The sequence below is a fragment of the Ferrovibrio sp. genome, assembly GCF_002796975.1.
Classification (GTDB): Bacteria; Pseudomonadota; Alphaproteobacteria; order Ferrovibrionales; family Ferrovibrionaceae; genus Ferrovibrio.
The window spans coordinates 65,278-85,951 of sequence record NZ_PEKV01000020.1; the positions used below are offsets into that span (position 1 = coordinate 65,278).

Sequence of the window (20,674 nt, forward strand, 5' to 3'; positions counted from 1 at the left end):
GGTTTCCGCAATGAGACGCAGGTGGTCGCCACCGTGCTGTCGCATGACATGGAAAACGATCCCGACATCGTCGCGCTGGTCGGCGCGTCCGCTGCGCTCACCATCTCGGGCATTCCCTTCATGGGCCCGATCGGTGCCGCCCGCGTCGCCTATATCAACGGCGAATACGTGCTGAACCCGACCAAGAGCCAGATGGCCGAAGGCAACAAGCTCGACCTCGTGGTCGCCGGCACCGCCGACGCCGTGCTGATGGTCGAGTCCGAAGCCCAGCAGCTGCCGGAAGACGTGATGCTCGGCGCCGTGATGTTCGGTCACAAGGGCTTCCAGCCGGTGATCGAAGCCATCATCGGCCTGGCCGAACGCGCCGCCAAGGATGCGATGCCGCTGCAGGCGCGCACCGGCTACGAGACCGCCTTCAAGAAGCTGCAGGAGTCGGGCATCGAAGCCGAGCTGCGCAAGGCTTACGAAGAGAAGGTCAAGCAGGCCCGCTACGCCAAGGTCGGCGAAGTGAAGGTCAAGGCCAAGGCGTTGTTTGCCGAGGGCGAAGCCAACCCGGTCGACGTTTCCGATGCCTTCAAGCATCTGGAAGCCCAGGTCGTGCGCTTCAACATCCTCGACACCGGCCTGCGTATCGACGGCCGCGATACCAAGACCGTGCGTCCGATCGTGTCGGAAGTCGGCGTGCTGCCGCGCGCCCATGGCGCCGCGCTGTTCACCCGCGGCGAAACCCAGGCGCTGGTCGTCACCACGCTGGGCACCGGCACCGACGAGCAGATCATCGACGCGCTGGACGGCGAATACCGCGAAGCTTTCATGCTGCACTACAACTTCCCGCCCTACTCGGTTGGCGAAGCCGGCCGCATGGGTTCGCCGGGCCGCCGCGAAATCGGCCATGGCAAGCTGGCATGGCGCGCCGTGCGTCCGCTGCTGCCGGGCAAGGAAGCCTTCCCCTACACGATCCGCGTCGTCTCGGAGATCACCGAGTCGAACGGTTCGTCTTCGATGGCCACCGTCTGCGGCACCTCGCTGGCGCTGATGGATGCCGGCGTGCCTCTGAAGGCTGCTGTGGCGGGCATCGCGATGGGCCTGATCCTTGAGGACAAGCGCTTCGCCGTGCTGTCCGACATCCTGGGCGACGAGGATCACCTCGGCGACATGGACTTCAAGGTGGCCGGCACCGATGAGGGCATCACCGCCCTGCAGATGGACATCAAGATCGCCGGCATCACCGAAGAGATCATGAAGGTGGCGCTGGAACAGGCCAAGGCCGGCCGTATCCACATCTTGGGCGAAATGGCCAAGGCGATGTCGCAGAACCGCGCCGGCGTGAAGGAAAACGCGCCGCGCATCACCACCATGAACGTGCCGAAGGACAAGATCCGCGAAGTGATCGGGTCGGGCGGCAAGGTGATCCGCGAGATCGTGGAAAAGACCGGCACCAAGATCGACATCGAGGACGATGGCACGATCAAGATCGCCTCGTCGGATCCGGCCGCCGCCGATGCCGCCGTGCAGTGGATCAAGTCGATCGTCTCGGAACCCGAGGTCGGCGTGATCTACAAGGGCAAGGTCGTGAAGCTGGTCGATTTCGGCGCCTTCGTGAACTTCTTCGGCAGCCGCGACGGCCTGGTGCATGTCTCGGAAATGGCGCCCAAGCGCATCAACAAGCCGAGCGACGTGGTGTCGGAAGGCCAGGAAGTGCGCGTCAAGGTGCTCGGCATCGACGAGCGCGGCAAGGTGCGCCTGTCGATGAAGGTGGTCGATCAGGCCACCGGCGAAGACCTGTCGAACAAGCCCAAGACCGACGAAGCCGCCGAGGCTGAGTAAGCCTTCAGGCATATCGAACGACGAAGGCCGGGAGCGATCCTGGCCTTTTTCGTTTCTGCGGCATTTTTAGGGGTTCCTTAAGCCGCGGCTGGCCATGGTGGCAGGATCAGCGATCACTGCCTGTGTGGAGAGTCTGGCCTTGCAGTTCCACGGAAAGACCGATCTGCCGTTCGAGCCGTATTTCGTGGCGGGCGCACCGCGCACCGGCACCACCATCCTGCATGCCCTGATCTGCACGGATGACTCGGTGAACGACTATATCGCCGAGATCAGCTATTTCACCGCGCTGATTCATCCCTTCACAGTGGGCTGGAACACCTTCGAGTCTCATACCTATGCCTATTTTGCCGGCGGCCGCCCGGAATTCGCCCGGTATCACAGCCAGCTGCTGCGTGCGGTGCTGCACGATATCTGGCAGCATGTCGGCCGGCCGAAGAAGCTGGTTCTGAAGGATCCGGTGCTGAGCCGCCAGATCGGCAATCTGGTGCAACTGCTGCCGGAGTCGAAATATGTGCTGTCGATCCGCGATCCACGCGACGCGGTCGCGTCGCGCGTCACCGTGATGCGCAAGGGCAATCCGAATGCCACGATTGCCGACCAGGACATTCTGCGCATCTGTGAGGAATTCAACGCCTCTTATATCGCGCTGATCAAAATGCCGGATCTGTTCAGGAACCGGGCGCTGCTGGTGCCCTATGAGGGCCTGAGCCGCAGCGGCGACCTCAGGGCGATCGAGAGCTTCATGGGCATTACCTGCCATCCCGATCGCGTGTGGAAGTCGGATCTCACCGACATCAATCGCCCGGCCAGCAAGACCGAGTGGCATACTGAACAGTATGGCCGGCCGCTCAACGCCGATTCGATCGGCAGTTACACCGGCATCCTGACGTCGCAGCAGGTGCAGATCGTGCTGAACCAGTGCGGCCCGGTGATGCAGCAGCTTGGCCTGTCGCTGGCCTGACAGGCCTCAGGGTTTCTCCAGCGCCAGCAGCGGCGCGATGATGCGGCCGTAGCGTCCGTCGTTGCGCATCGCCCGATAGGCGGCGCGCAGGCGGGTCACGGTGTCGGCCGGCAGATTGGCCGAACCGGCAATCCAGAAGGGCAGGGTGGCAAAGGCATCGCCGGACTGCAGGTCGGCCGGATCGAATTTCAGCTGCGCCCATGTCGCCCGCCCCACTGCCTGCAGAGTGAACCAGCCGTCGATCCGCCCGACCTGCAGCAGGCGGGCATTGTCGATCTCGCTGTTCGTGGTTTCGAAATTCTCCAGCCCGAAGGATTGCAGCATGCCCTGCAGTTCCGAGCCGCGCATAACGCTGACGCGCGGCAACGTGCGCACTGCGGTCAGGCTGCCGACCGGGGCGGCTCCCCTGCGGGTGAAAAACACCGCGCGGTCGGTATAGACCTCGCCGATCCAGGTGAAGCGGTTTTCGCGCTGCGGTGTGCGCAGCAGGGCGGGATACAGCGTGCCGCCCTGTTCGAGCGCCAGCAGCGCACGCTGGAACGGTACGATGCGTACAACCTGCTCGGCGCCGACGCTGCGGGCGAGGATCTGCAGCAGTTCGATGGCGGGGCCGGCGCCGTAGCCGTTGCTGTCGATCACATAGGGCGGGCGGGCTGCACCCAGGATCTGCAGCTGGTGCGACCGGGCGGCAGGAGTGGCCGCTGCTGGCTGGGCTGCGGCCGACTGCAGCATTATGAGGCAGCCGGCGCTCATGCCGCATGCCAGCATGCGGACCCGTCCCGGCCATCCGATGCCATCGTCCACTCGCGACGGCGATAAATTCGTATTCTCCCGCATGGCATGCAGATTAATCCAGCCGATGGTAAGAAAGCGCTTATTTTCCGTCATTAATATCCCGGCGAATCGTGCCGGATGTGAAGATGGACGACCGCTAATCTCGCTGTCGTCTTTTTCCGGCCAGATTCTTGCCGTTTTTCTGCGTTTGAATTGTGATGCCGAGTCTGTCTGGAGCCCATCAGATGCCGATGCCAAGCCCGCGCGCCGATGCCCCCCGCCTTGCCGGCCTGGCGATGATCAGGATGGCTATCGGCGGGCTTATGCTGGTCGCGGCCCTGCCGGCGCAAGCGCAGGCGCAGGCTCCTGCCCCGGATACCCCGCCCGCCGACACCGAAGATGTGATGGAAGGCGCCACAATCGTGCGCGGCAAATACACGGCCGGTGAGACCAATGCCGACTGGGAGGCTGCGCTGCGCAGCGGCAAACCGGAACGGATTGCCGAATGGCGCGACTATGGCGACAACGGCAATGCCAATGTGGTGTTCAGCTTTCATAACGGCGACCTGATGCATTATGCCGAACATGGCCGCCGTCGCGGCGGCCAGGCCGGCTCGATGGACGGTCTGCGCCGCATCGAACTCAACCTGTCATTTTCGCAAGGACGCTATACCGGCGGCCGCAAGACCGTGGACGGCATCGAGACCGAACCGACCGATGCCGAAATCCGTGGCGCCAATGTGCAGGCGCTCGCAGCCCTTGAGCGGCTGGCGGTGGCCAAGCCGGCCTGGCAGGACGTGCGTCAGGGCACCGGATTTTCGATCGCCTCGATCCCGCAGGCTGCCGCGCCGAGTGCCGAGGCGCGCAAGCTGGCTGGTGCCGGTGGCGAGATTGTCTTTCGCTGCAACGACCAGCTGGTGGCTGTGCTCGGCGCGGCGCAGGACCGGCTGGTGGTCGAAACGCAAGGGCGCGATCCAGTGACTCTGCAGCGCCAGTCGCCGGGGCAGCGCTACGATTACTTCGGCGCCGGCTGGGGCGCGCAGCGCAGCGGCGAGGAAATCCGCCTTGAGGAAGCCAGCGGGCGGGCCATGCTCTGCCGCATCGTTTCCGCGGCGGCGCCGCCCTCATCATTGCCGCCGTCGTCGTTGTCGCCCTCGCCCTCGCCGCAATAGCTAGCGGTCGCGCCGTGTGGCGATCTTGAAGCTGGCGCCGGCGCGATTGGTCACCAGCGCTCCGACCCGCAATTCGCATTGCACCGTCAGGATGTCGCCCTCGACCTGCAGGTCGGTCAGGTGGCATTCCAGCCAGGCGCCCATCGGTACCGGCCGGCGGTAATCCATGGTCAACTGCGTGGTCCACATCGTCTCGACCACCGGCTGCTGGTGACGGATGAAGGCGGCCATGAAGGTATCGGCCAGAGTGGCGAGGAAGCCGCCATGTCCGGTGCCATGCCGGTTGGCATGTTTGGGCCGCACATGCAGGCCGTAGACCGGCGGCGCAGTACCGCCCTCATCGCGGACGTAGACCCTGCCCAGCGTGGCGAAGAATTTCGAAACCGGCGGCAGGGTGATGAAACCTGCCGGGACGGGCGAGGAGGGCGTGCGGCGCTGTGTCATGCCCGCTGAATGGCGTATGCGCCGGCGGAAGGCAAGGCTGCTGCGGCAGGCAAAAAAAGAGGGCGACCGGGGGGAAGGTCGCCCTCAAGGGGGATTCATAGGGGAGGAAATCAGAAACGAAGCGACTCTGCAAAATCTCTCCGTCTCATGATTTCTATATAGGGGCTCTCCGCCGAGAGTGCAGTGATGGGCGTCACTTTTCATGAAATCGCCCCATTTCCTGCCGCGTCAGGCTTTGTGGTCGGTCCGTGAACGGAGGCGGAGCAGCAGCGGCACAACCAGCAGCAGCACTGCGATAATGAGTAAACTCAGGCTGAGCGGCCGGGTGACAAAAGTCGTTATATCGCCGGCCGAGATGGTCATGGCGCGGCGGAATTCCTGTTCGGCGAACGGCCCGAGGATCATGCCGATCACCGCCGGCGCGGTGGGAAAATCGAAGCGTCGCATCAGATAGCCGACGCCGCCGATCAGATAGAGCAGCACCAGATCGATCCACGACTGGCTGATGCCGTAGGTGCCGATCGTTGCGAAGACGAGAATGCCGCCATAGAGCCAGGGCGCCGGAATGGTGAGGATCTTCGCCCATACTCCGGCCAGCGGCAGATTCAGGATCAGCAGCATGACGTTGCCGACATAGAGCGAGGCGATCAGGCCCCAGACCAGTTCGGGCTGGCTCTGCAGCAGCAACGGCCCGGGATTGATGCCGTAGGACTGAAATGCCGAGAGCATGATCGCCGCCGTCGCCGAGGTCGGCAGGCCGAGCGCCAGCATCGGCACCAGTACGCCGGCGGCGGAGGCATTGTTGGCGGCTTCCGGCCCGGCCACGCCTTCAATGGCGCCATGGCCGAACTCTTCCGGTTTCTTCGACAGCTTTTTTTCCAGGAAGTAACTGACCAGCGTCGGCACTTCGGCGCCGCCAGCCGGCAGCGCGCCGAAGGGAAAGCCCAGAAGGGATCCCCGCAGCCACGGTTTCCACGAGCGCTGCCAGTCTTCCTTCGTCATCCCCGCGCGACCTTCCAGCCGGATCACGCTGCCGCCGCTCTTGGGTCGGGCGGCGAGGTAGAGCGTCTCGCCGACCGCGAAAAGCCCGACCGCGACGACGATCACGTTGATGCCGTCGAGCAGTTCAGGCAATCCGAGGGTGAAGCGCGCCTGTCCGGTCTGCAGGTCGATGCCGACCAGGCCGAGCAGGATGCCGAAAGCGAGCGACGTGAGGCCGCGCAGCATCGAGGCCCCCAGCACGGCCGAGACCGCGACAAAGGCCACCACCATCAGCGAGAAATAATCGGCCGGTCCGAAGCGCAGGGCGAAGTCCACCAGCGGCGGTGCCACGAAAGTCAGGCCCAGCGTGCCGATGGTGCCGGCGACGAAGCTGCCGATCGCCGCGGTGGCCAATGCTGCGGCGGCACGGCCTTTCCTCGCCATCTTGTGGCCTTCCAGCGCCGTGACGATGGAGGCGCTTTCGCCCGGCGTGTTGAGCAGGATCGAGGTCGTGCTGCCGCCATACATGGCACCATAATAGATGCCGGCGAACAGGATGAAGGCAGCGGTGGCCGGTACGCTGAAGGTGATCGGCAGCAGCAGTGCAATCGTCAGCGCCGGACCCAGGCCCGGCAGCACGCCGATGGCGGTACCCAGCGTGACGCCGACCAATGCCCAAAGCAGGTTCATCGGCTGCAACGCGACGGCAAAGCCGCCGGCCAGAAGCGACAAGGTGTCCATTACCGGGTGTCCATCAGATCAGGCCTTCCAGCAGCCCTGCGCCGATATTGATGTCGAGCAGCCCGGCAAAGCCGAAATAGGCAACGGCCGCGAGGATCAGGCCGATCAGCAGATCGCGCAGGGGACGCCGGCTGCCGAAGGCGCGCGCCGTGCAGGCGAACAGCAGCATGGAGGCAGGAATGAAACCGAGCGGACCGATCAGGCCGACATTCAGTACCAGGCCGAGCAGCAGCCAGCCGAGTGCACGCAGGTCGAACTCCGCTTCGCTCTCTTGCGGAGCACTGACCCATCGCCCGCTGGCGGATTGCACCAGCAGCGCGCCACCCAGGCCGATCAGAAGTGCGCTGGCGACATATGCCACCGCCGTCGGTCCGACGCGGGCATACATCGGCGAGACCGGAATCTGCGTGGTCTCATACAGCGCCAGCAGGCCAAGCGCGATCACGCCTAGTGCCAGCAGCGTCTCGGGCTTGCGGAGCCGATCCATAAGAGCCTCAGGCCAGGCCGAGATCCTTCAGGATGCCTTCGATACGCTTGTTCTCGGCCTCGATATATTTGCCATAGGCATCGCCGGCCAGGAACACGTCGGTCCATTCCCGCGCTTTCAGCTGCTCTTTCCACGGGGCGGAGTCGCGCATCTTGCCGACCAGATCGATCAGCGCCTTCTTGTCGGCATCCTTGATACCCGGCGGGGCGAACACGCCGCGCCAGTTGACAAGGTCGACATCGAAACCGGACTCCTTGATGGTCGGAACGTCGATGCCGGCCTGGTGCTTGTCGGCCGAGATGGCCAGCGCGCGCAGCTTGCCGGCCTTCACCTGCTCGCTGAATTCGCCCCAGCCCGACACGCCGCAGGTCACCTGATTGCCGAGCAGGGCGGCAAGCGCCGGCCCGCCGCCGGAATAAGCGACGTAAGACACTTTCTTCGCGTCGCCGCCGGACGCCTTGGCCAGCATGCCGGCCAGGATATGGTCGGTGCCGCCGGCCGAACCGCCGGCCCAGGAGACCTTGGTGGGGTCGGCCTTGAAGGCGGCCATCAGATCCTTCAGCGTCTTGTGCGGCGACTCCGCCGGCACGACGATGACTTCATATTCGCCGGTCAGGCGCGCGATCGGCACCGTCTGCGTCACCTTCACCGGCGACTTGTTGGTGATCAGCGCGCCGACCATCACCATGCCGGCCACCATCAGGGCATTGCCGCGGCCCTTCCACTGGTTGACGAATTGCGGCAGGCCGACCGCGCCGCCGGCGCCGCCCACATTGGTCACCTGCGCGCCCTTGATCAGGTTGGCGCTCTTCAGCGCCTGTTCCATGCTGCGTGCGGTCTGGTCCCAGCCGCCGCCCGGATTGGCCGGGACGAAGAACTGCACTTGGTCGATGGCGGCATGGGCGTCACGGGTGAAACCCGGCAGCAGCGCAGCCGTGGCGCCGGCACCGGCTGTGGTTTGCAGGAAGTGGCGGCGGTTCAGCATGTTTCTCTCCCAAGCAGGTGTTGTTCGTTGCCTGCAGTAGAGACAGGCGGGCTTCGGAAAACAAGGAAATACGGTGTAAAAACCGCGCGATGGCCGGTTCGGTTCCGCCCGGGTTGCTGACGATGGTCCGATCAGGCCGGCAGCAGAATGTCGACCGTGGTGCCGGCGCCGGGCTTGCTGACGATTTCCAGCCGGCCGCCATGCAATTCGACTAGGCTGCGGCAGATCGACAGGCCGAGCCCGGCGCCGCTGTTGGCGCGCGTGCGGTAAACGTCGATGCGGTGCAGATGCAACGGCTGGCTCACCGCGCGACTTTCCGCCTCGCTCATGCCGACGCCGGTATCCCGCACGCGGATGCGCATCACGCCGTTATCCTGGCTGGCCTCCAGGCTGACGCTGTCTTGCGGCTTGCTGAATTTCACCGCGTTGCCCAGCAGGTTGACCAGGATCTGCGTCAGGGCACGGGGATCGGCGTGCAGCGACAGTCCGGTCGGTGCGCAGGACAGCGCAATCTCGGCCTGGCGCGCCTGCGGCTGCACCATCGCCACGGCGCTCTGCGCGATCTGGTCGAAGCTGCAGGTCTCGATGCGAATGTCGAGGCGGCCGCTTTCCAGCCGCGAGAGATCGAGGATGTCGTTCACGAGTCTGAGCAGGTGTTCACCGGACTCCTGAACATTCGCGGCATAGCCGAGCTGGCGTTCACTGAGAGGTCCGGCATAGCCGCCGGACAGCATCTGGGCGAAACCGATGATGGCATTCAGCGGCGTGCGCAGTTCGTGGCTCATGTTGGAGAGGAAAGCGCTTTTCGCGCGACTGGCGCCTTCGGCCGCTTCGCGCTGCTCGATCAGCTGCGCCTCGGTTTCCTTCAGGCGTGAAATGTCGATGCCGCAGGTGATAATGCCCATGACGCGACCGTCCGAGTCGCGCAGCGGCACTTTGAGGGCGAAGAGCACGATGGGCCTGCCATCCGGGCCGGTCCAGGCCTGCTCCATATGCGTCGGCTCGCCGGTTTCCAGCAGGCGACGGTCGATATCCTCGATCACGGCGGCGGCGCTGGGACCGACGATCTCGCTCCAGGTGCGGCCCATATAGTCGACATTGTTGGCCTGCCGCAATTCGCGCATGCGACGATTCATCATGCGATAGCGCAGGTCGCGATCCTTGTAGCTCATCGTTGCCGGCATGGCATTCAGCAGCGCTTCGAGGAACTGCGCCGTCTCATGCTCGGCGTCGCGCGCGCGCCGTTCGCTGCGGCGCGCGTTGTCGAATTCGATCATCATCAGGCCAAGGCCGGTGAACATGATCAGCAGGATCGACATCGCCAGCGCAGAATCCATGCTGGTGCTGCGGTCGACCAGCCGCATGGTGTAGGCCAGCGACAGGCCGCCGCGCGCCAGCAGGATGATGCCGGTGAGGGTGTAGAAGATCGACCTCTGCCGGAACAGCAACAGCAGGCCAGCATAGATGAAGCAGAGCAGGTTGACGAAAGGCGACGAGGTATAGATGGCATAGTGGCCGAGCCGCTGCGCCAGCATCACGGCCGCCGTGGCGGCCAGCCCGGCCAGCAATGCATAGATCAGGCGATCATCGTAGCCGACCAGAACGCGGATGCCCGAGGCGAGAACGATTCCCGATGTGACGGTGCAAAGGGTCGCCACCATGGTCAGCCCGGCGCCCAGGCCCAGCGGCGTGACGGCGAGCAACAGGAAGGTGAGCGCCAGCAGGGTATGGCCCAGCGCCCAGAACAGCAGATGCCGGCCGCCGTCGAGGTAGCGCCAGGCCATCAGGCAGGCCAGGGCGACCAGCAGAGGGGCCAGGGCGGCGGAAAGCTGGATGGTAGAAAGAATCATACCGGACCTGTGAACACACCCTAACCTTTGATTGGAGGCAGTTCCGTTTCAATCAAAAACTGCACGCATTGTCACTTATTTGGGCGGTGTTCCGTCCCGCCAAGCCCCGGCGTCGAGGCGAGCCAAGGATGGGTTGGGGCCTTGAAAGCCGGAATCAGAGCCGCCACAGTGCCGGCCATGACGATGCAATGGTCGCGGCTGCTTTCGGCCCAGAGGCTGGGTCACCAGGGCGCCGAGCCGGTCACGCCGGCGCGCAACCCCTTCCAGAAGGACTGGGACCGTGTGGTCTTCTGCTCGGCCTTCCGCAGGCTGCAGGACAAAACCCAGGTTCACTCGCTGCCGGAGAGCGACTATGTGCGCAACCGGCTGACCCATTCGCTGGAAGTTTCTTCCGTCGGCCGCTCGCTCGGCGCCCAGGTCGGCCAGGTCGTGCTGGAACGGCATGGCGCAGGACTGTCCGGCATTGGCGCTGCCGAGTTCGGCCATATCGTCGCCGCAGCCTGTCTGGGGCATGACATCGGCAATCCGCCGTTTGGCCATTTCGGCGAAGCAACGATCCAGCACTGGTTCCGCTCAGGCCCGGGCGCGGCGCTGATGGAGGGTCTGAGCGAGCCCGAGCGCCTCGACTTCTTCTGCTTTGAGGGCAATGCGCAGGGTTTCCGCGTGATGACGCGGCTGCAGAACTGGCGTGATGCCGGCGGCCTGCGGCTGACCTGCGCCACGCTCGCCACCTTCATGAAATATCCCTTCGGCAGCCAGGCGGCCGATCCGCAGAAGAAGAAGTTCGGGCATTTTGCCGCCGAGGCCGCATTGTTCGAGGAGATGGCCGGCAATGTCGGGCTGGTAGCGCTGGGTCGCGATCGTTATGCGCGCCATCCGCTGACCTACCTGGTGGAGGCAGCTGACGACATCTGCTACTCGGTGGTCGATATCGAAGACGGCTTCAAGCTCGGCCGCATCACCTTTGCCGAAGCCGAAGAGCGGCTGAAAAGCCTGTTGCGCCGCCTGCCACCGCGCTATGCCGAGATCACCGACGAAACCTGGAAGATCGCTTACCTGCGCGCCAAGGTGATCGGCGACCTGATTGATCTCGCTGTCGAAGTTTTCCTTGCGCATGAGGCCGAGATCCTGCAGGGCAAATTCACCGGCGATCTGCTCAGCAGAACGGATGTGACGCCGCAGCTGGACGAGATCGCCCGCTTCACCAAGGCGCGCATTTTCGAGACGCGCGAGCGTTTCCAGACCGAGGTGATGGGCGGCGAAATCCTCACCAGCCTGCTGGCCGCTTTCTGCGACGCGCATCATGCGCTGGAACTGGCCGGCGGCAGCAGCGTTTCGCTTGCGCCGCGCCAGCGTGCCCTGCTGCGTCTCATGCCATCGCTGCCGCGCGGCGAGGCCTCGCGCTACGAATGGCTGCTGACCGTGACCGACTTTATCAGTGGCATGACGGATTCTTACGCACTGACGCAATTCCAGCGGCTGCGCGGTCTGCAGTAACGAAAAGGCGACGAGGACATATGGCGGCGAGGATCGACTATCACGTTTTCATCAGTTCACCCTGGGCCTATCTCGGCTCGGAGCGCTTCGCCGCTATGGCAAAGAAATACGGCGCCGAAGTGAAGATCGTTGCGATGGCGCCGCTGTCGATCTTCGACGCCACCGGCGGATTGCCGCTGGCCAAACGCTCGCAGCAGCGCCAGGACTACCGCTTCGTCGAACTGGAACGCTGGCGCACGCATCTTGGCATCGAGCTGAACCTGCGGCCGAAGGGTTTCCCGACCAACGAAACCACCGCCGGCAAGCTGGTGACCGCGGCGCGTGAAACCTATGGCAACGACAGGGCGATCGCGCTGGCTCATGCCATGATGCGCGGTCTCTGGGCCGAGGAACGCGACATCGCCAATGCCGACGACCTCAAGGCCATCATCACCGGGAACGGCTGCGATGCGGCGAAACTGTTCGCCATGATCGAGACGCCGGACCTGGTGGCGGAATACGAGCGCGGCACGCAGCAGGCGGTGGCTGCCGGCGCATTCGGTGCGCCCTTCTATATCGTGGAGGGCGAGCGTTTCTGGGGCCAGGACCGGCTCGATTTCGTTGAACGCAAGCTGGCCAGCCTGGCATGACTTTGCGCCGGCTTCTCCTGCTGTTGCTGCTGTCTGGCATCGCGCCGGCCGCGGCGGCACAGCAAACGCCGGCGGAAGTGTCTGTTGCCTCCACCGCCACCAAGTCAGCCGGTGCACTCGATGCCGAAACCAAATGTCTGGCGCTGTCGGTCTATTGGGAAGGCAAGAGCGAGACGCGTGAAGGCCAGCTCGCGGTGGCCCATACCGTGCTGAATCGCACGCGGCATCTGGACTTCCCGAATACGATCTGCGGTGTGGTGGCGCAGAAGTCCGGCGGCAGGAAGAGCGTTTGCCAGTTCTCCTGGTGGTGCGACGGCAAACGCGACGAACCGCAGGATGACGAGAACTGGCAGGACGCGGTCGATGTCGCCAGGGCGACGATGCAGGCAGAAGCTGCCGATCCGACTGGCGGGGCGCTCTATTTCCACAGCAGCAGGATCAAGCCGCCGGCATGGGCGGTGAAACGCAAGCGGCTCGCCCGCATTGGCGACCATATATTCTACCGCTAAAAAACAAAGGGAAGATCATGGCGAAGGACGACGAGACCAAGGCGCTGTTCGAGGCTGGCCTGAAAGTGCGCCGCGAGGTGCTGGGCGCCGATTATGTCGACAAGTCGATCGCCAATGCCAATGACTTCATGATGGCGTTTCAGCATATCACCACCGAATGGTGCTGGGGCTATGGCTGGGATCGCCCGGGCCTCGACCGCAAGACGCGCAGCCTGCTCAATCTCGCCATGCTCACCGCGCTCAATCGGGCGCCGGAGATCAAGCTGCATGTGAAAGGCGCGCTGAACAACGGCGTCAGCGTCGACGAGATCAAGGAAGTGCTGCTGCATGCCACGATCTATTGCGGCATTCCCGCCGGTCTGGATGCCTTCAAGGCGGCGAATGAGGTGCTGGTCGAAGTCGGTGAGGTGCCGAAAAAGACCTGAGAACCGCAGGAATGCCGGCTTCAGCGGCGGAGTTCCGCTTATCGGCCACAGATTGCAGCGCCGCATCTTGAGTGTAGGACCGTTTTTAGGAATGCTAGGCGCAGAGTAGAAGCTAGGTAACAGAAACAGGAACCATGGCAGTCTCCACCCAGGTCACCATCCTGATGATCGAGGACGACGAGGGACATGCGCGCCTGATCGAGCGCAACCTGCGGCGAGCCGGCATCGAAGACGAGATCCTGCCTTTCACCACCGGCGCGCCGGCGCTGGAATATCTGCTCGGGCCCGATGGCACCGGCGCTGCCAATCACGACCGCACGCTGGTTCTGCTGCTGGATCTGAGTCTGCCCGACATGCACGGCGCTCATATCCTGCAGACCGTGAAAAAGAACCAGAACCTGCAGCATTCGCCGGTCGTCGTGCTGACCACCACCGACGACAAATACGAAGTCGACCGTTGCTACAGCCTCGGCTGTAACTCCTATGTGGTCAAACCGGTCAATTACGAAGCCTTCGGCCAGGCGATCCAGAATCTCGGCGCACTGCTGAAAACCATGAAATCGGCCTGATCTGGGGCCCATCCCGGGAAGAGCCGGTTTACAGCCATTATTTAAGTATTGACTTATTTAAGTGAAAATCATAAATAAGAGGCCATGGAGATATTTGCTGCCTTGGCCGATCCCACGCGCCGCCGCATCGTCGAACTGCTCAGCCGCGGCGAATGCGCGGCGGGCGAGATCGTCGAGGCCTTCGAGGTCAGCGGCCCGGCAATTTCGCAGCATCTGAAGGTGCTGCGCGAGGCAGCCCTGGTGCAGGTGCGTATCGAGGGTCAGCGCCGCATCTACCAACTCAACCCGCAGGGCCTGAGCGAGATGGACCAGTGGCTGGACGACGTGCGCCGCTTCTGGGCACCGCGGCTCGATGCGCTGGAAAAGGCCCTGCGCAAGGCGCAGGACAAAGACCGGAAGACGAAAGCGAAAGGGACCAGGCGATGAGTGCAGTTTCCGCGAAACACGTGATCGACAACGACTCCTACGGCAAGGTGCTGGAATCCGGAGCAGTGCGCTTCGAGCGCTGGCTGCCTGGGCCGATCGAGCGGGTGTGGGAATATCTCACCGTGCCGGAAAAACGCGCCACCTGGCTTGCCGGCGGCGAGATGGAACTACACGTAGGCGGTCGCGTGACGCTTGAATTCCACAATGCCACACTGGCACCGAAAGGCGAGGCGGTGCCGGACTGGCTGAAGCCCTTTACCGGCCCGCTGACGAATCCGGGCCGCATCACGCAGCTCAACAAGCCGCACATGCTGGGCTTCACCTGGGGCGATGCCGGCGACGGCAGCCCGGCCTCGGAAGTGGTGTTCGAACTGAAGCCGCAGGGCAGCAGCGTGATGCTGGCGCTGACGCACCGCCGTCTCACCAGCAACCAGGAAGGCTTCATGATCTCCTGCGGCTGGCACACCCATCTCGGTGTCCTGCTGGCAAAACTGAACGGCGATGCGCCGCCGCCTTACTGGCAGAAGTTCGAGCAGGTGAAAGCGGTTTATCACAAGAACTTCCCCGACTGATCCGGCATAAAAAAGCCCGGCTCCCTTCGTCAGGAGCCGGGCTTCTCCATGGAAGCGGGAACTGGCTGCGAAATCAGTTCACGCTCTGGATCGCGTCCTTCAGGATGCCGAAGATCTCGTCGATATGCTTCCTGGTCAGGATCAGCGGCGGCGACAGCGCAATGGTGTCGCCGGTGAGCCGGGCCATCAGGCCCTTCTCATAAGCCTTCACGAAGACCTCGTAGCCGCGCTTGCCCGCGCCGTCCTCGCGCGGCGCCAGCTCGATGCCGGCCATGATGCCGATGTTGCGCAGGTCGATGACGTTCTTCACGCCCTTCAGGCTGTGCACGGCATCTTCCCAATAGGGCGACAGCGCCTTGGCATTCTCGAAGATGCCTTCGTCCCGATAAACGTCGAGCGTGGCAATGCCGGCAGCGCATGCCAGCGCATGCGCCGAATAGGTATAGCCGTGGAACAGCTCGATCATGTTCTCCGGCCCGCTCATGAAGGCGTCATGCACATGCTTGCGGGTGAAGACGGCGGCGGCCGGCACGGCGGCGTTGGTCAGGCCCTTGGCCACCGTCATCATGTCGGGCAGCACACCGAGCGTGTCGGCGCCGAAGGCCGCACCGGTGCGGCCGAAACCGGTGATCACTTCATCGAAGATCAGCAGGATGCCGTGCTTGTCGCAGATCTGGCGCAGCTTCTGCAGATAGCCCTTCGGCGGGATCAGCACGCCGGTCGAACCGGCGACAGGCTCGACGATCACGGCAGCGATGGTGCTGGCATCGTGCAGCGTGACGATACGCTCCAGCTCGTCGGCCAGATGCGTGCCCCAGTCGGGCTGGCCCTTGCTGAAGGCCATGTCCTTCAGACTGTGGGTATGCGGCAGGTGGTCGACGCCAGCCAGCAGCGGACCGAAGACCTTGCGATTGGAGACGATGCCGCCGACTGAAATGCCGCCGAAGCCGACACCGTGATAGCCGCGCTCGCGGCCGATCAGGCGGGTGCGGGTGCCTTCGCCGCGGGCGCGGTGATAGGCGATGGCGATCTTCAGTGCGGTATCGACCGCTTCGGAACCGGAATTGGCGAAGAAGACGTGGTTGAGGTCGCCCGGTGCCAGATGGGCGAGGCGGGCGGCGAACTCGAATGCCTTGGGATGGCCCATCTGGAAGGTGGGCGCGAAATCCATCTCGGCGGCCTGCTTCTGGATCGCGTCGACAATCGGCTTGCGGCAATGGCCGGCATTGACGCACCACAGGCCGGCGGCGCCATCCAGCACCTGGCGGCCATCATGCGTCGTGTAGTGCATGTCCTTGGCACCGACCAGCAGCCGCGGATTGGCCTTGAACTGGCGGTTCGCCGTAAACGGCATCCACCAGGATTCGAGGTCGTTCGGCACGGCGGTGTTTTCGTTGGAAACGCGGGCGGGATTGGCGGACATGACAGGCTCCGGCAGCACTGGGGGAAGGGACTTTCGGGGGCCATCTTCGGGGGTTTCGGGGTGGCGAAACAGTGCTTTTCTCGACCTCGATAAGCCCTTGATATTTATAAGATCGTGAGCAGAATGTTCAGGATCGTGAACAGCGAAACAGGGCCGGAAGGCAGGGTGGGCGGCATGGATCAGACCCCGGATATCGACATCGGCAGCCGGCTGAAAGCGGTGCGGCTGGCGGCCAAGCTGTCGCAGCGCGAACTGGCCCGGCGCGCCGGCGTCACCAATGCCACCATTTCGCTGATCGAGGCCAATCAGATGAACCCGTCCGTGGGCGCACTGAAACGTGTGCTGGACGGCCTGTCGATGTCGCTGGCGCAGTTCTTTGCCCTCGAAGAGGCGCCGGCCGCGGCCAAGCCCTTTTATGCGGCCGACGAACTGGTGGAAGTGGGCAAGGGCAAGATCAGCTATCGCCAGGTTGGCGCTGACTTACGCAGCCGCGCACTGCAGATCCTGGTCGAACGCTATGCGCCCGGCGCCGATACCGGCCGCGTCATGCTGCGGCATGCCGGCGAGGAAGGCGGCGTGGTGACGCGTGGGCGTCTGGAAGTGACGGTGGCCGAGCAGGTGCGCGTGCTGGGTCCGGGCGATGCCTATTACTTTGAAAGCGATCAGCCGCATCGCTTTCGCAATATCGGGCCGGAGCCCTGCGAGCTGATCAGTGCCTGCACGCCGCCCACTTTCTGAAATCTTTTCGTCGTTCCCGCGAAGGCGGGAACCCAGATCACAGGCGAGATTTATCGGATGACCCTGAATCCCCGCTTTCGCGGGGATGACGAAAGGAACGTCAGTCTTTGCCGGCCGCCACGCAGACGATCTCGACCATATGCGGATGTTCCAGCGTGGCGCCGATGCAGGCGCGCTGCGGCGGATTGGCCATATCGACCCAGGCATCCCAGGCCTCGTTCATCTGCGGCTTCCGCGCCATGTCGCAGATATAGACAGTGCAGGACAGCAGCCGCGATTTATCGCTGCCGGCTTCAGCGAGGAAGCGCTCGATCTTGGCCAGCGTTTCCTGCGTCTGTTTGCGCATGTCCTGCTCGGCGGTATCGGCGACGGCGACCGTGTAGATCAGGTTGCCGCGGCGCACGGCGCGGCTGCGGGTCGGCGTCATGCCGGTGAAACGCGTGATCTCGGCCATGGCCCTTACTCCTTCGTGCTGGCGACGGCGACGATCTCGATCAGGTCACCATCTTCCAGTGCTGCACCGATGCAGGCGCGCTGCGGCGGGTTGGCCATATCGACCCAGCTATCCCAGACTTCGTTCATCTGCGGCTTCCGCGCCATGTCGGTGATGTAGACGGTGCAGGACAGCAGCCGCGACTTGTCGGTGCCGGCCTGCGCCAGCTGCCTGTCCAGATTGGTCAGCGCCTCGGCCGCCTGCTTGCGCATGTCGAGTTCGTAGGTATCCGCGGTTGCCACCGTGAAGACCAGGCCATCATAGGCGACGACGCTGCTGCGCCCGGCGACACTGCCGGGGAATCGGGTGATCGGACGCATGTTGTCTCCGTCAGCCGCCGGCTGCGTTGCCGATCATCTGGTTGGGCAGCCAGGTGACGAGGCCGGGGAAGAAATAGATCAGCGCCACGGCCACGCACATCAGCAGGAACAGCGGAAAAGCTGTCCTGGCGATGTAGGTGATCTGGTGCCCGGTCATGCCCTGCAGCACGAACAGGTTGAAGCCGACCGGCGGCGTGATCTGCGCCATCTCCACCACCAGAACCAGAAAGATGCCGAACCAGACCAGGTCGATGCCCAGCTTTTCGATCATCGGCAGCACGATGGCCATGGTCAGCACGATCATCGAGATGCCGTCGAGGAAGCAGCCGAGGATGATGTAGAAGATCATCAGCACGACGATCAGCGCACCCGCGGAAAGCCCCATCTGGCCGATCCAGTCGGCGAGATGGCGCGGCAGGCCGGTGAAGCCCATGGCCAGCGTCAGGAAGGCGGCGCCGGCGAGAATGAGAGCAATCATGCAGCTCAGCCTTGTGGCGCCGAGCAGGCTTTCCTTGAAGGTCTGCCAGTTCAGGCTGCCCTGTAGTTTGGCCACCAGCAGCGCGCCGACCACGCCGAGGCCGGCGGCCTCGGTGGCGGTGGCGATGCCGACATAGATCGAGCCCAGCACGGCCACGATGAGCCCTACCGTGGGCAGGAGGTGCCGCGAGGCGTAGACCTTCTCCATGAAGGTGTAGCGCTCGGTCGGCTCCGGGATCTTGCCAGGATTGAGCAGCGACCAGACGACGATATATCCGCTAAATAGCGTACCCAGCAGGATGCCGGGGATGACGCCGCCGATAAACAGCTTGGAAATCGACACGTCGGTGGCGACGCCATAGACGATCATGATCAGCGACGGCGGAATCAGCAGGCCGAGCGTGCCGGCGCCCGCGAGAGTCCCGATCACCATGTCTTCCGGATATTTGCGCGCGCGCAGTTCCGGGATGCTCATCTTGCCGATGGTGGCGCAGGTGGCGGCCGAGGAGCCCGACACGGCCGCGAAGATGGTGCAGCCGATCACGTTGGTGTGCAGCAGGCGGCCAGGAATGCGCGTCATCCACGGTGCCAGGCCGCGGAACATGTCTTCTGACAGTCGGGTGCGGAACAGGATCTCGCCCATCCAGATGAACATCGGCAGCGCGGTCAGCGTCCAGCTCGACGATGAGCCCCAGATGGTGGTGACCATGGCATCGCCGACGGGGCGCGAGGTGAACAGCGCCATGGCGATCCAGCCACAGGCAAGCAGGCCGAGGCCGATCCAGAGGCCGGCGGCAAAGAGGACGAACAGCGCGGCGATCAGGAAGCCGGCGACAAAAACTTGATCCATGATGCGGCTTCCCGTTATTCCGTGCGCGCCATCTCGGCGGCCGGCTTTTCGATCTGCTTGCCCAGCAGCACCAGGACCAGTTCCTCGATGAAAGCAATGCAGAACACCACGGTACCGAGCGCCATACCGATCTGCGGAATCCACAGTGGCGTCGCATCGTTGGCGGTGCTGATGTCGTTAAATTTCCAGGACCACCAGGCCATCTTCACGCTGTAGAAGGCGAAGGCGCCCGAGATCGCCACGGCCATGACGAGGCAGAAGAGTTCAAGTCCGCGCCGCGCGTTGCCGGTCAGGCGGCTGATCACCAGCGTGACGCGGATATGGTCGCCCTTGGCCAGCGTGCCGGCCAGCGCCAGGAAGGAGGCGGCGGCCATGAAATAGCCGGCGTAAGAATCGATGCCGCGGATATAGAAGTCGAGCTGGCGGCCCAGAATGCTGAGCACGATCGTCGCCAGCAAGGCAATCATGAAGAAACCGGCGAGCCAGAGCGCGGCGTTGTAGAGCGGAGCGAGCGGAGATCGCATGCAGGAAACTCGGAAGTAGGAAGTAGAGATGCCCGGAGGCAGAAAAGGACCGGGCGGGTTTTTGAGGCCCGCCCGGCTGGTCTTTTTACATCTTCTTGAAGCCGTCGACGATGGTTTTGCCATCGGCGCCGGTCTTTTTGACCCACTCGTCAATCATGGTGGCGCCCACCTTCTCCAGGCCCGCCTTCAGGGTCGGCGAGGGCGGCAGCACCTTCATGCCGTTCTTCGCCAGATCGGCCTTCGAGGACTCGGTTTCGGCCTTCGACATCTCCAGGCCGCGCTTCTCAGCGGTAGCGGCGGCATCCTTCACAGCCTTCTGCGTCGCCGCATCCAGCTTCTTGAAGGCGTCGTTGTTGACGAAGATCAGGTTCTTCGGCAGCCAGGCCTGGGTGTCGTAGAAATGCGTCAGGCTTTCCCAGACCTTGGAATCGCGGCCGGTCGAACCCGAGGTCATCATGGTGGTGACGACGCCGGTGGCGAGTGCCTGGGCCAGTTCGGCGGCCTGGATGGTGACCGGCTGTGCCTGCACCAGTTCGGCGATGCGCGAAGTGGCCGGGCTGTAGGCGCGCCACTTGGTGCCCTTCAGGTCTTCAATCGTGTTGAGATCCTTCTTGGCATAGATGCCCTGCGGCGGCCACGGCACGGCATAGAGCGAGGTCATGCCCTGCTCGTTCAGCTTCTTCTCGATCACCGGCTTCTGGGCGGCCCACAGCTTCATCGACGCATCATAGCTGGTGGCGAGGAAGGGCACGCCGTCGGCGCCGAAGACCGGGATTTCGTTTTCGACATTGACCATCAGCACTTCGCCGATCTGCACCTGGCCGGTCTGCACCGCGCGCTTGATTTCCGGCGCCTTGAACAGCGAGGCGCCCGGATGCACGGTGATCTCCAGCTTGCCGCCCGACAGCTTCTTCACGTCGTCGGCGAACATCTGCAGATTCTTGGAGTGGAAGTTGTTGGCGCCATAGGCACCCGGCAGATCCCACTTGGTCTGCGCGAA

At 63.8% G+C, this 20,674-nt stretch carries 22 protein-coding genes and 1 pseudogene (1 of these 23 cut by a window edge); 11 read left to right on the plus strand and 12 right to left on the minus strand.

What is annotated here, in order from left to right:
- Positions 1-1,827, plus strand: a pseudogene (gene pnp, locus CTR53_RS19640) (polyribonucleotide nucleotidyltransferase) (it extends 244 nt beyond the left edge of the window).
- A 139-nt stretch (positions 1,828-1,966) separates the two neighbouring features.
- Positions 1,967-2,788, plus strand: a complete 822-nt coding sequence (locus tag CTR53_RS19645) for a sulfotransferase (protein ID WP_290817585.1) — start codon at positions 1,967-1,969, stop codon at positions 2,786-2,788.
- Positions 2,789-2,794: 6 nt separating this feature from the next.
- Here the strand turns inward: CTR53_RS19645 and CTR53_RS19650 are convergent, their stop codons facing one another.
- Entirely contained in the window at positions 2,795-3,520 is a 726-nt protein-coding gene (locus tag CTR53_RS19650; protein ID WP_290817588.1) for an ABC transporter substrate-binding protein, read from the minus strand.
- Positions 3,521-3,807: 287 nt separating this feature from the next.
- On the opposite strand from CTR53_RS19650, the gene CTR53_RS19655 reads away from it, so the two are divergent.
- Positions 3,808-4,734 (plus strand): hypothetical protein, encoded by a 927-nt coding sequence (locus tag CTR53_RS19655; protein ID WP_290817590.1) that lies wholly within the window; start codon positions 3,808-3,810, stop codon positions 4,732-4,734.
- Here CTR53_RS19655 and CTR53_RS19660 read toward each other — a convergent pair whose 3' ends face one another.
- The 5 genes from CTR53_RS19660 to CTR53_RS19680 form a co-directional block, all read right to left on the minus strand.
- On the minus strand, positions 4,735-5,178 hold the full coding sequence (locus CTR53_RS19660; protein ID WP_290817593.1) for a PaaI family thioesterase: 444 nt from the start codon (positions 5,176-5,178) through the stop codon (positions 4,735-4,737).
- Positions 5,179-5,406: 228 nt separating this feature from the next.
- On the minus strand, positions 5,407-6,900 hold the full coding sequence (locus tag CTR53_RS19665; protein WP_290817596.1) for a tripartite tricarboxylate transporter permease: 1,494 nt from the start codon (positions 6,898-6,900) through the stop codon (positions 5,407-5,409).
- Positions 6,901-6,913: 13 nt separating this feature from the next.
- Positions 6,914-7,387 carry a tripartite tricarboxylate transporter TctB family protein gene (locus tag CTR53_RS19670; RefSeq protein WP_290817599.1) on the minus strand — a complete coding sequence of 158 codons (474 nt, stop codon included), beginning with the start codon at positions 7,385-7,387 and terminating at the stop codon, positions 6,914-6,916.
- Positions 7,388-7,394: 7 nt separating this feature from the next.
- On the minus strand, positions 7,395-8,372 hold the full coding sequence (locus tag CTR53_RS19675) for a tripartite tricarboxylate transporter substrate binding protein (RefSeq protein ID WP_290817602.1): 978 nt from the start codon (positions 8,370-8,372) through the stop codon (positions 7,395-7,397).
- A gap of 131 nt (positions 8,373-8,503) precedes the next feature.
- A complete protein-coding gene (locus tag CTR53_RS19680) occupies positions 8,504-10,222 on the minus strand; it encodes a PAS domain-containing sensor histidine kinase (protein WP_290817605.1) in 1,719 nt (572 codons plus the stop codon).
- A gap of 177 nt (positions 10,223-10,399) precedes the next feature.
- On the opposite strand from CTR53_RS19680, the gene CTR53_RS19685 reads away from it, so the two are divergent.
- From CTR53_RS19685 to CTR53_RS19715, 7 genes are all read left to right on the plus strand, one after another.
- A complete protein-coding gene (locus CTR53_RS19685; protein WP_290817608.1) occupies positions 10,400-11,719 on the plus strand; it encodes a deoxyguanosinetriphosphate triphosphohydrolase in 1,320 nt (439 codons plus the stop codon).
- 20 nt (positions 11,720-11,739) lie between these two features.
- Positions 11,740-12,348, plus strand: coding sequence for a 2-hydroxychromene-2-carboxylate isomerase (locus CTR53_RS19690; protein ID WP_290817611.1), 609 nt, complete (start codon positions 11,740-11,742; stop codon positions 12,346-12,348).
- Positions 12,345-12,857 carry a cell wall hydrolase gene (locus tag CTR53_RS19695; RefSeq protein WP_290817614.1) on the plus strand — a complete coding sequence of 171 codons (513 nt, stop codon included), beginning with the start codon at positions 12,345-12,347 and terminating at the stop codon, positions 12,855-12,857. The genes CTR53_RS19690 and CTR53_RS19695 overlap by 4 nt, the downstream gene beginning before the upstream one ends.
- A gap of 17 nt (positions 12,858-12,874) precedes the next feature.
- A complete protein-coding gene (locus CTR53_RS19700; protein ID WP_290817617.1) occupies positions 12,875-13,282 on the plus strand; it encodes a carboxymuconolactone decarboxylase family protein in 408 nt (135 codons plus the stop codon).
- A 134-nt stretch (positions 13,283-13,416) separates the two neighbouring features.
- Positions 13,417-13,851, plus strand: coding sequence for a response regulator (locus CTR53_RS19705; protein WP_290817620.1), 435 nt, complete (start codon positions 13,417-13,419; stop codon positions 13,849-13,851).
- 84 nt (positions 13,852-13,935) lie between these two features.
- Positions 13,936-14,277 (plus strand): helix-turn-helix transcriptional regulator, encoded by a 342-nt coding sequence (locus CTR53_RS19710; RefSeq protein ID WP_290817623.1) that lies wholly within the window; start codon positions 13,936-13,938, stop codon positions 14,275-14,277.
- Positions 14,274-14,849 (plus strand): SRPBCC family protein, encoded by a 576-nt coding sequence (locus CTR53_RS19715; RefSeq protein ID WP_290817626.1) that lies wholly within the window; start codon positions 14,274-14,276, stop codon positions 14,847-14,849. Before CTR53_RS19710 ends, CTR53_RS19715 begins: the two co-directional genes overlap by 4 nt.
- A gap of 73 nt (positions 14,850-14,922) precedes the next feature.
- Here CTR53_RS19715 and CTR53_RS19720 read toward each other — a convergent pair whose 3' ends face one another.
- The gene (locus CTR53_RS19720; RefSeq protein WP_290817629.1) at positions 14,923-16,272 is read right to left on the minus strand and encodes an aspartate aminotransferase family protein; all 1,350 of its coding nucleotides are present in this window, start codon (positions 16,270-16,272) and stop codon (positions 14,923-14,925) included.
- Positions 16,273-16,446: 174 nt separating this feature from the next.
- On the opposite strand from CTR53_RS19720, the gene CTR53_RS19725 reads away from it, so the two are divergent.
- On the plus strand, positions 16,447-17,010 hold the full coding sequence (locus tag CTR53_RS19725; protein WP_290817632.1) for a cupin domain-containing protein: 564 nt from the start codon (positions 16,447-16,449) through the stop codon (positions 17,008-17,010).
- Positions 17,011-17,110: 100 nt separating this feature from the next.
- Here CTR53_RS19725 and CTR53_RS19730 read toward each other — a convergent pair whose 3' ends face one another.
- The 5 genes from CTR53_RS19730 to CTR53_RS19750 all read right to left on the minus strand — a co-directional run.
- Complete coding sequence (locus tag CTR53_RS19730) at positions 17,111-17,464, minus strand: RidA family protein (RefSeq protein WP_290817635.1); 354 nt, start codon at positions 17,462-17,464, stop codon at positions 17,111-17,113.
- Between the two features lie 5 nt (positions 17,465-17,469).
- Positions 17,470-17,823, minus strand: a complete 354-nt coding sequence (locus tag CTR53_RS19735) for a RidA family protein (protein WP_290817638.1) — start codon at positions 17,821-17,823, stop codon at positions 17,470-17,472.
- A gap of 10 nt (positions 17,824-17,833) precedes the next feature.
- Positions 17,834-19,150, minus strand: coding sequence for a TRAP transporter large permease subunit (locus CTR53_RS19740; RefSeq protein WP_290817640.1), 1,317 nt, complete (start codon positions 19,148-19,150; stop codon positions 17,834-17,836).
- A 14-nt stretch (positions 19,151-19,164) separates the two neighbouring features.
- Complete coding sequence (locus CTR53_RS19745) at positions 19,165-19,674, minus strand: TRAP transporter small permease (protein ID WP_290817643.1); 510 nt, start codon at positions 19,672-19,674, stop codon at positions 19,165-19,167.
- Between the two features lie 85 nt (positions 19,675-19,759).
- A partial coding sequence (locus CTR53_RS19750) for a TRAP transporter substrate-binding protein (protein ID WP_290817646.1) occupies positions 19,760-20,674 on the minus strand: 915 nt, incomplete at its 5' end.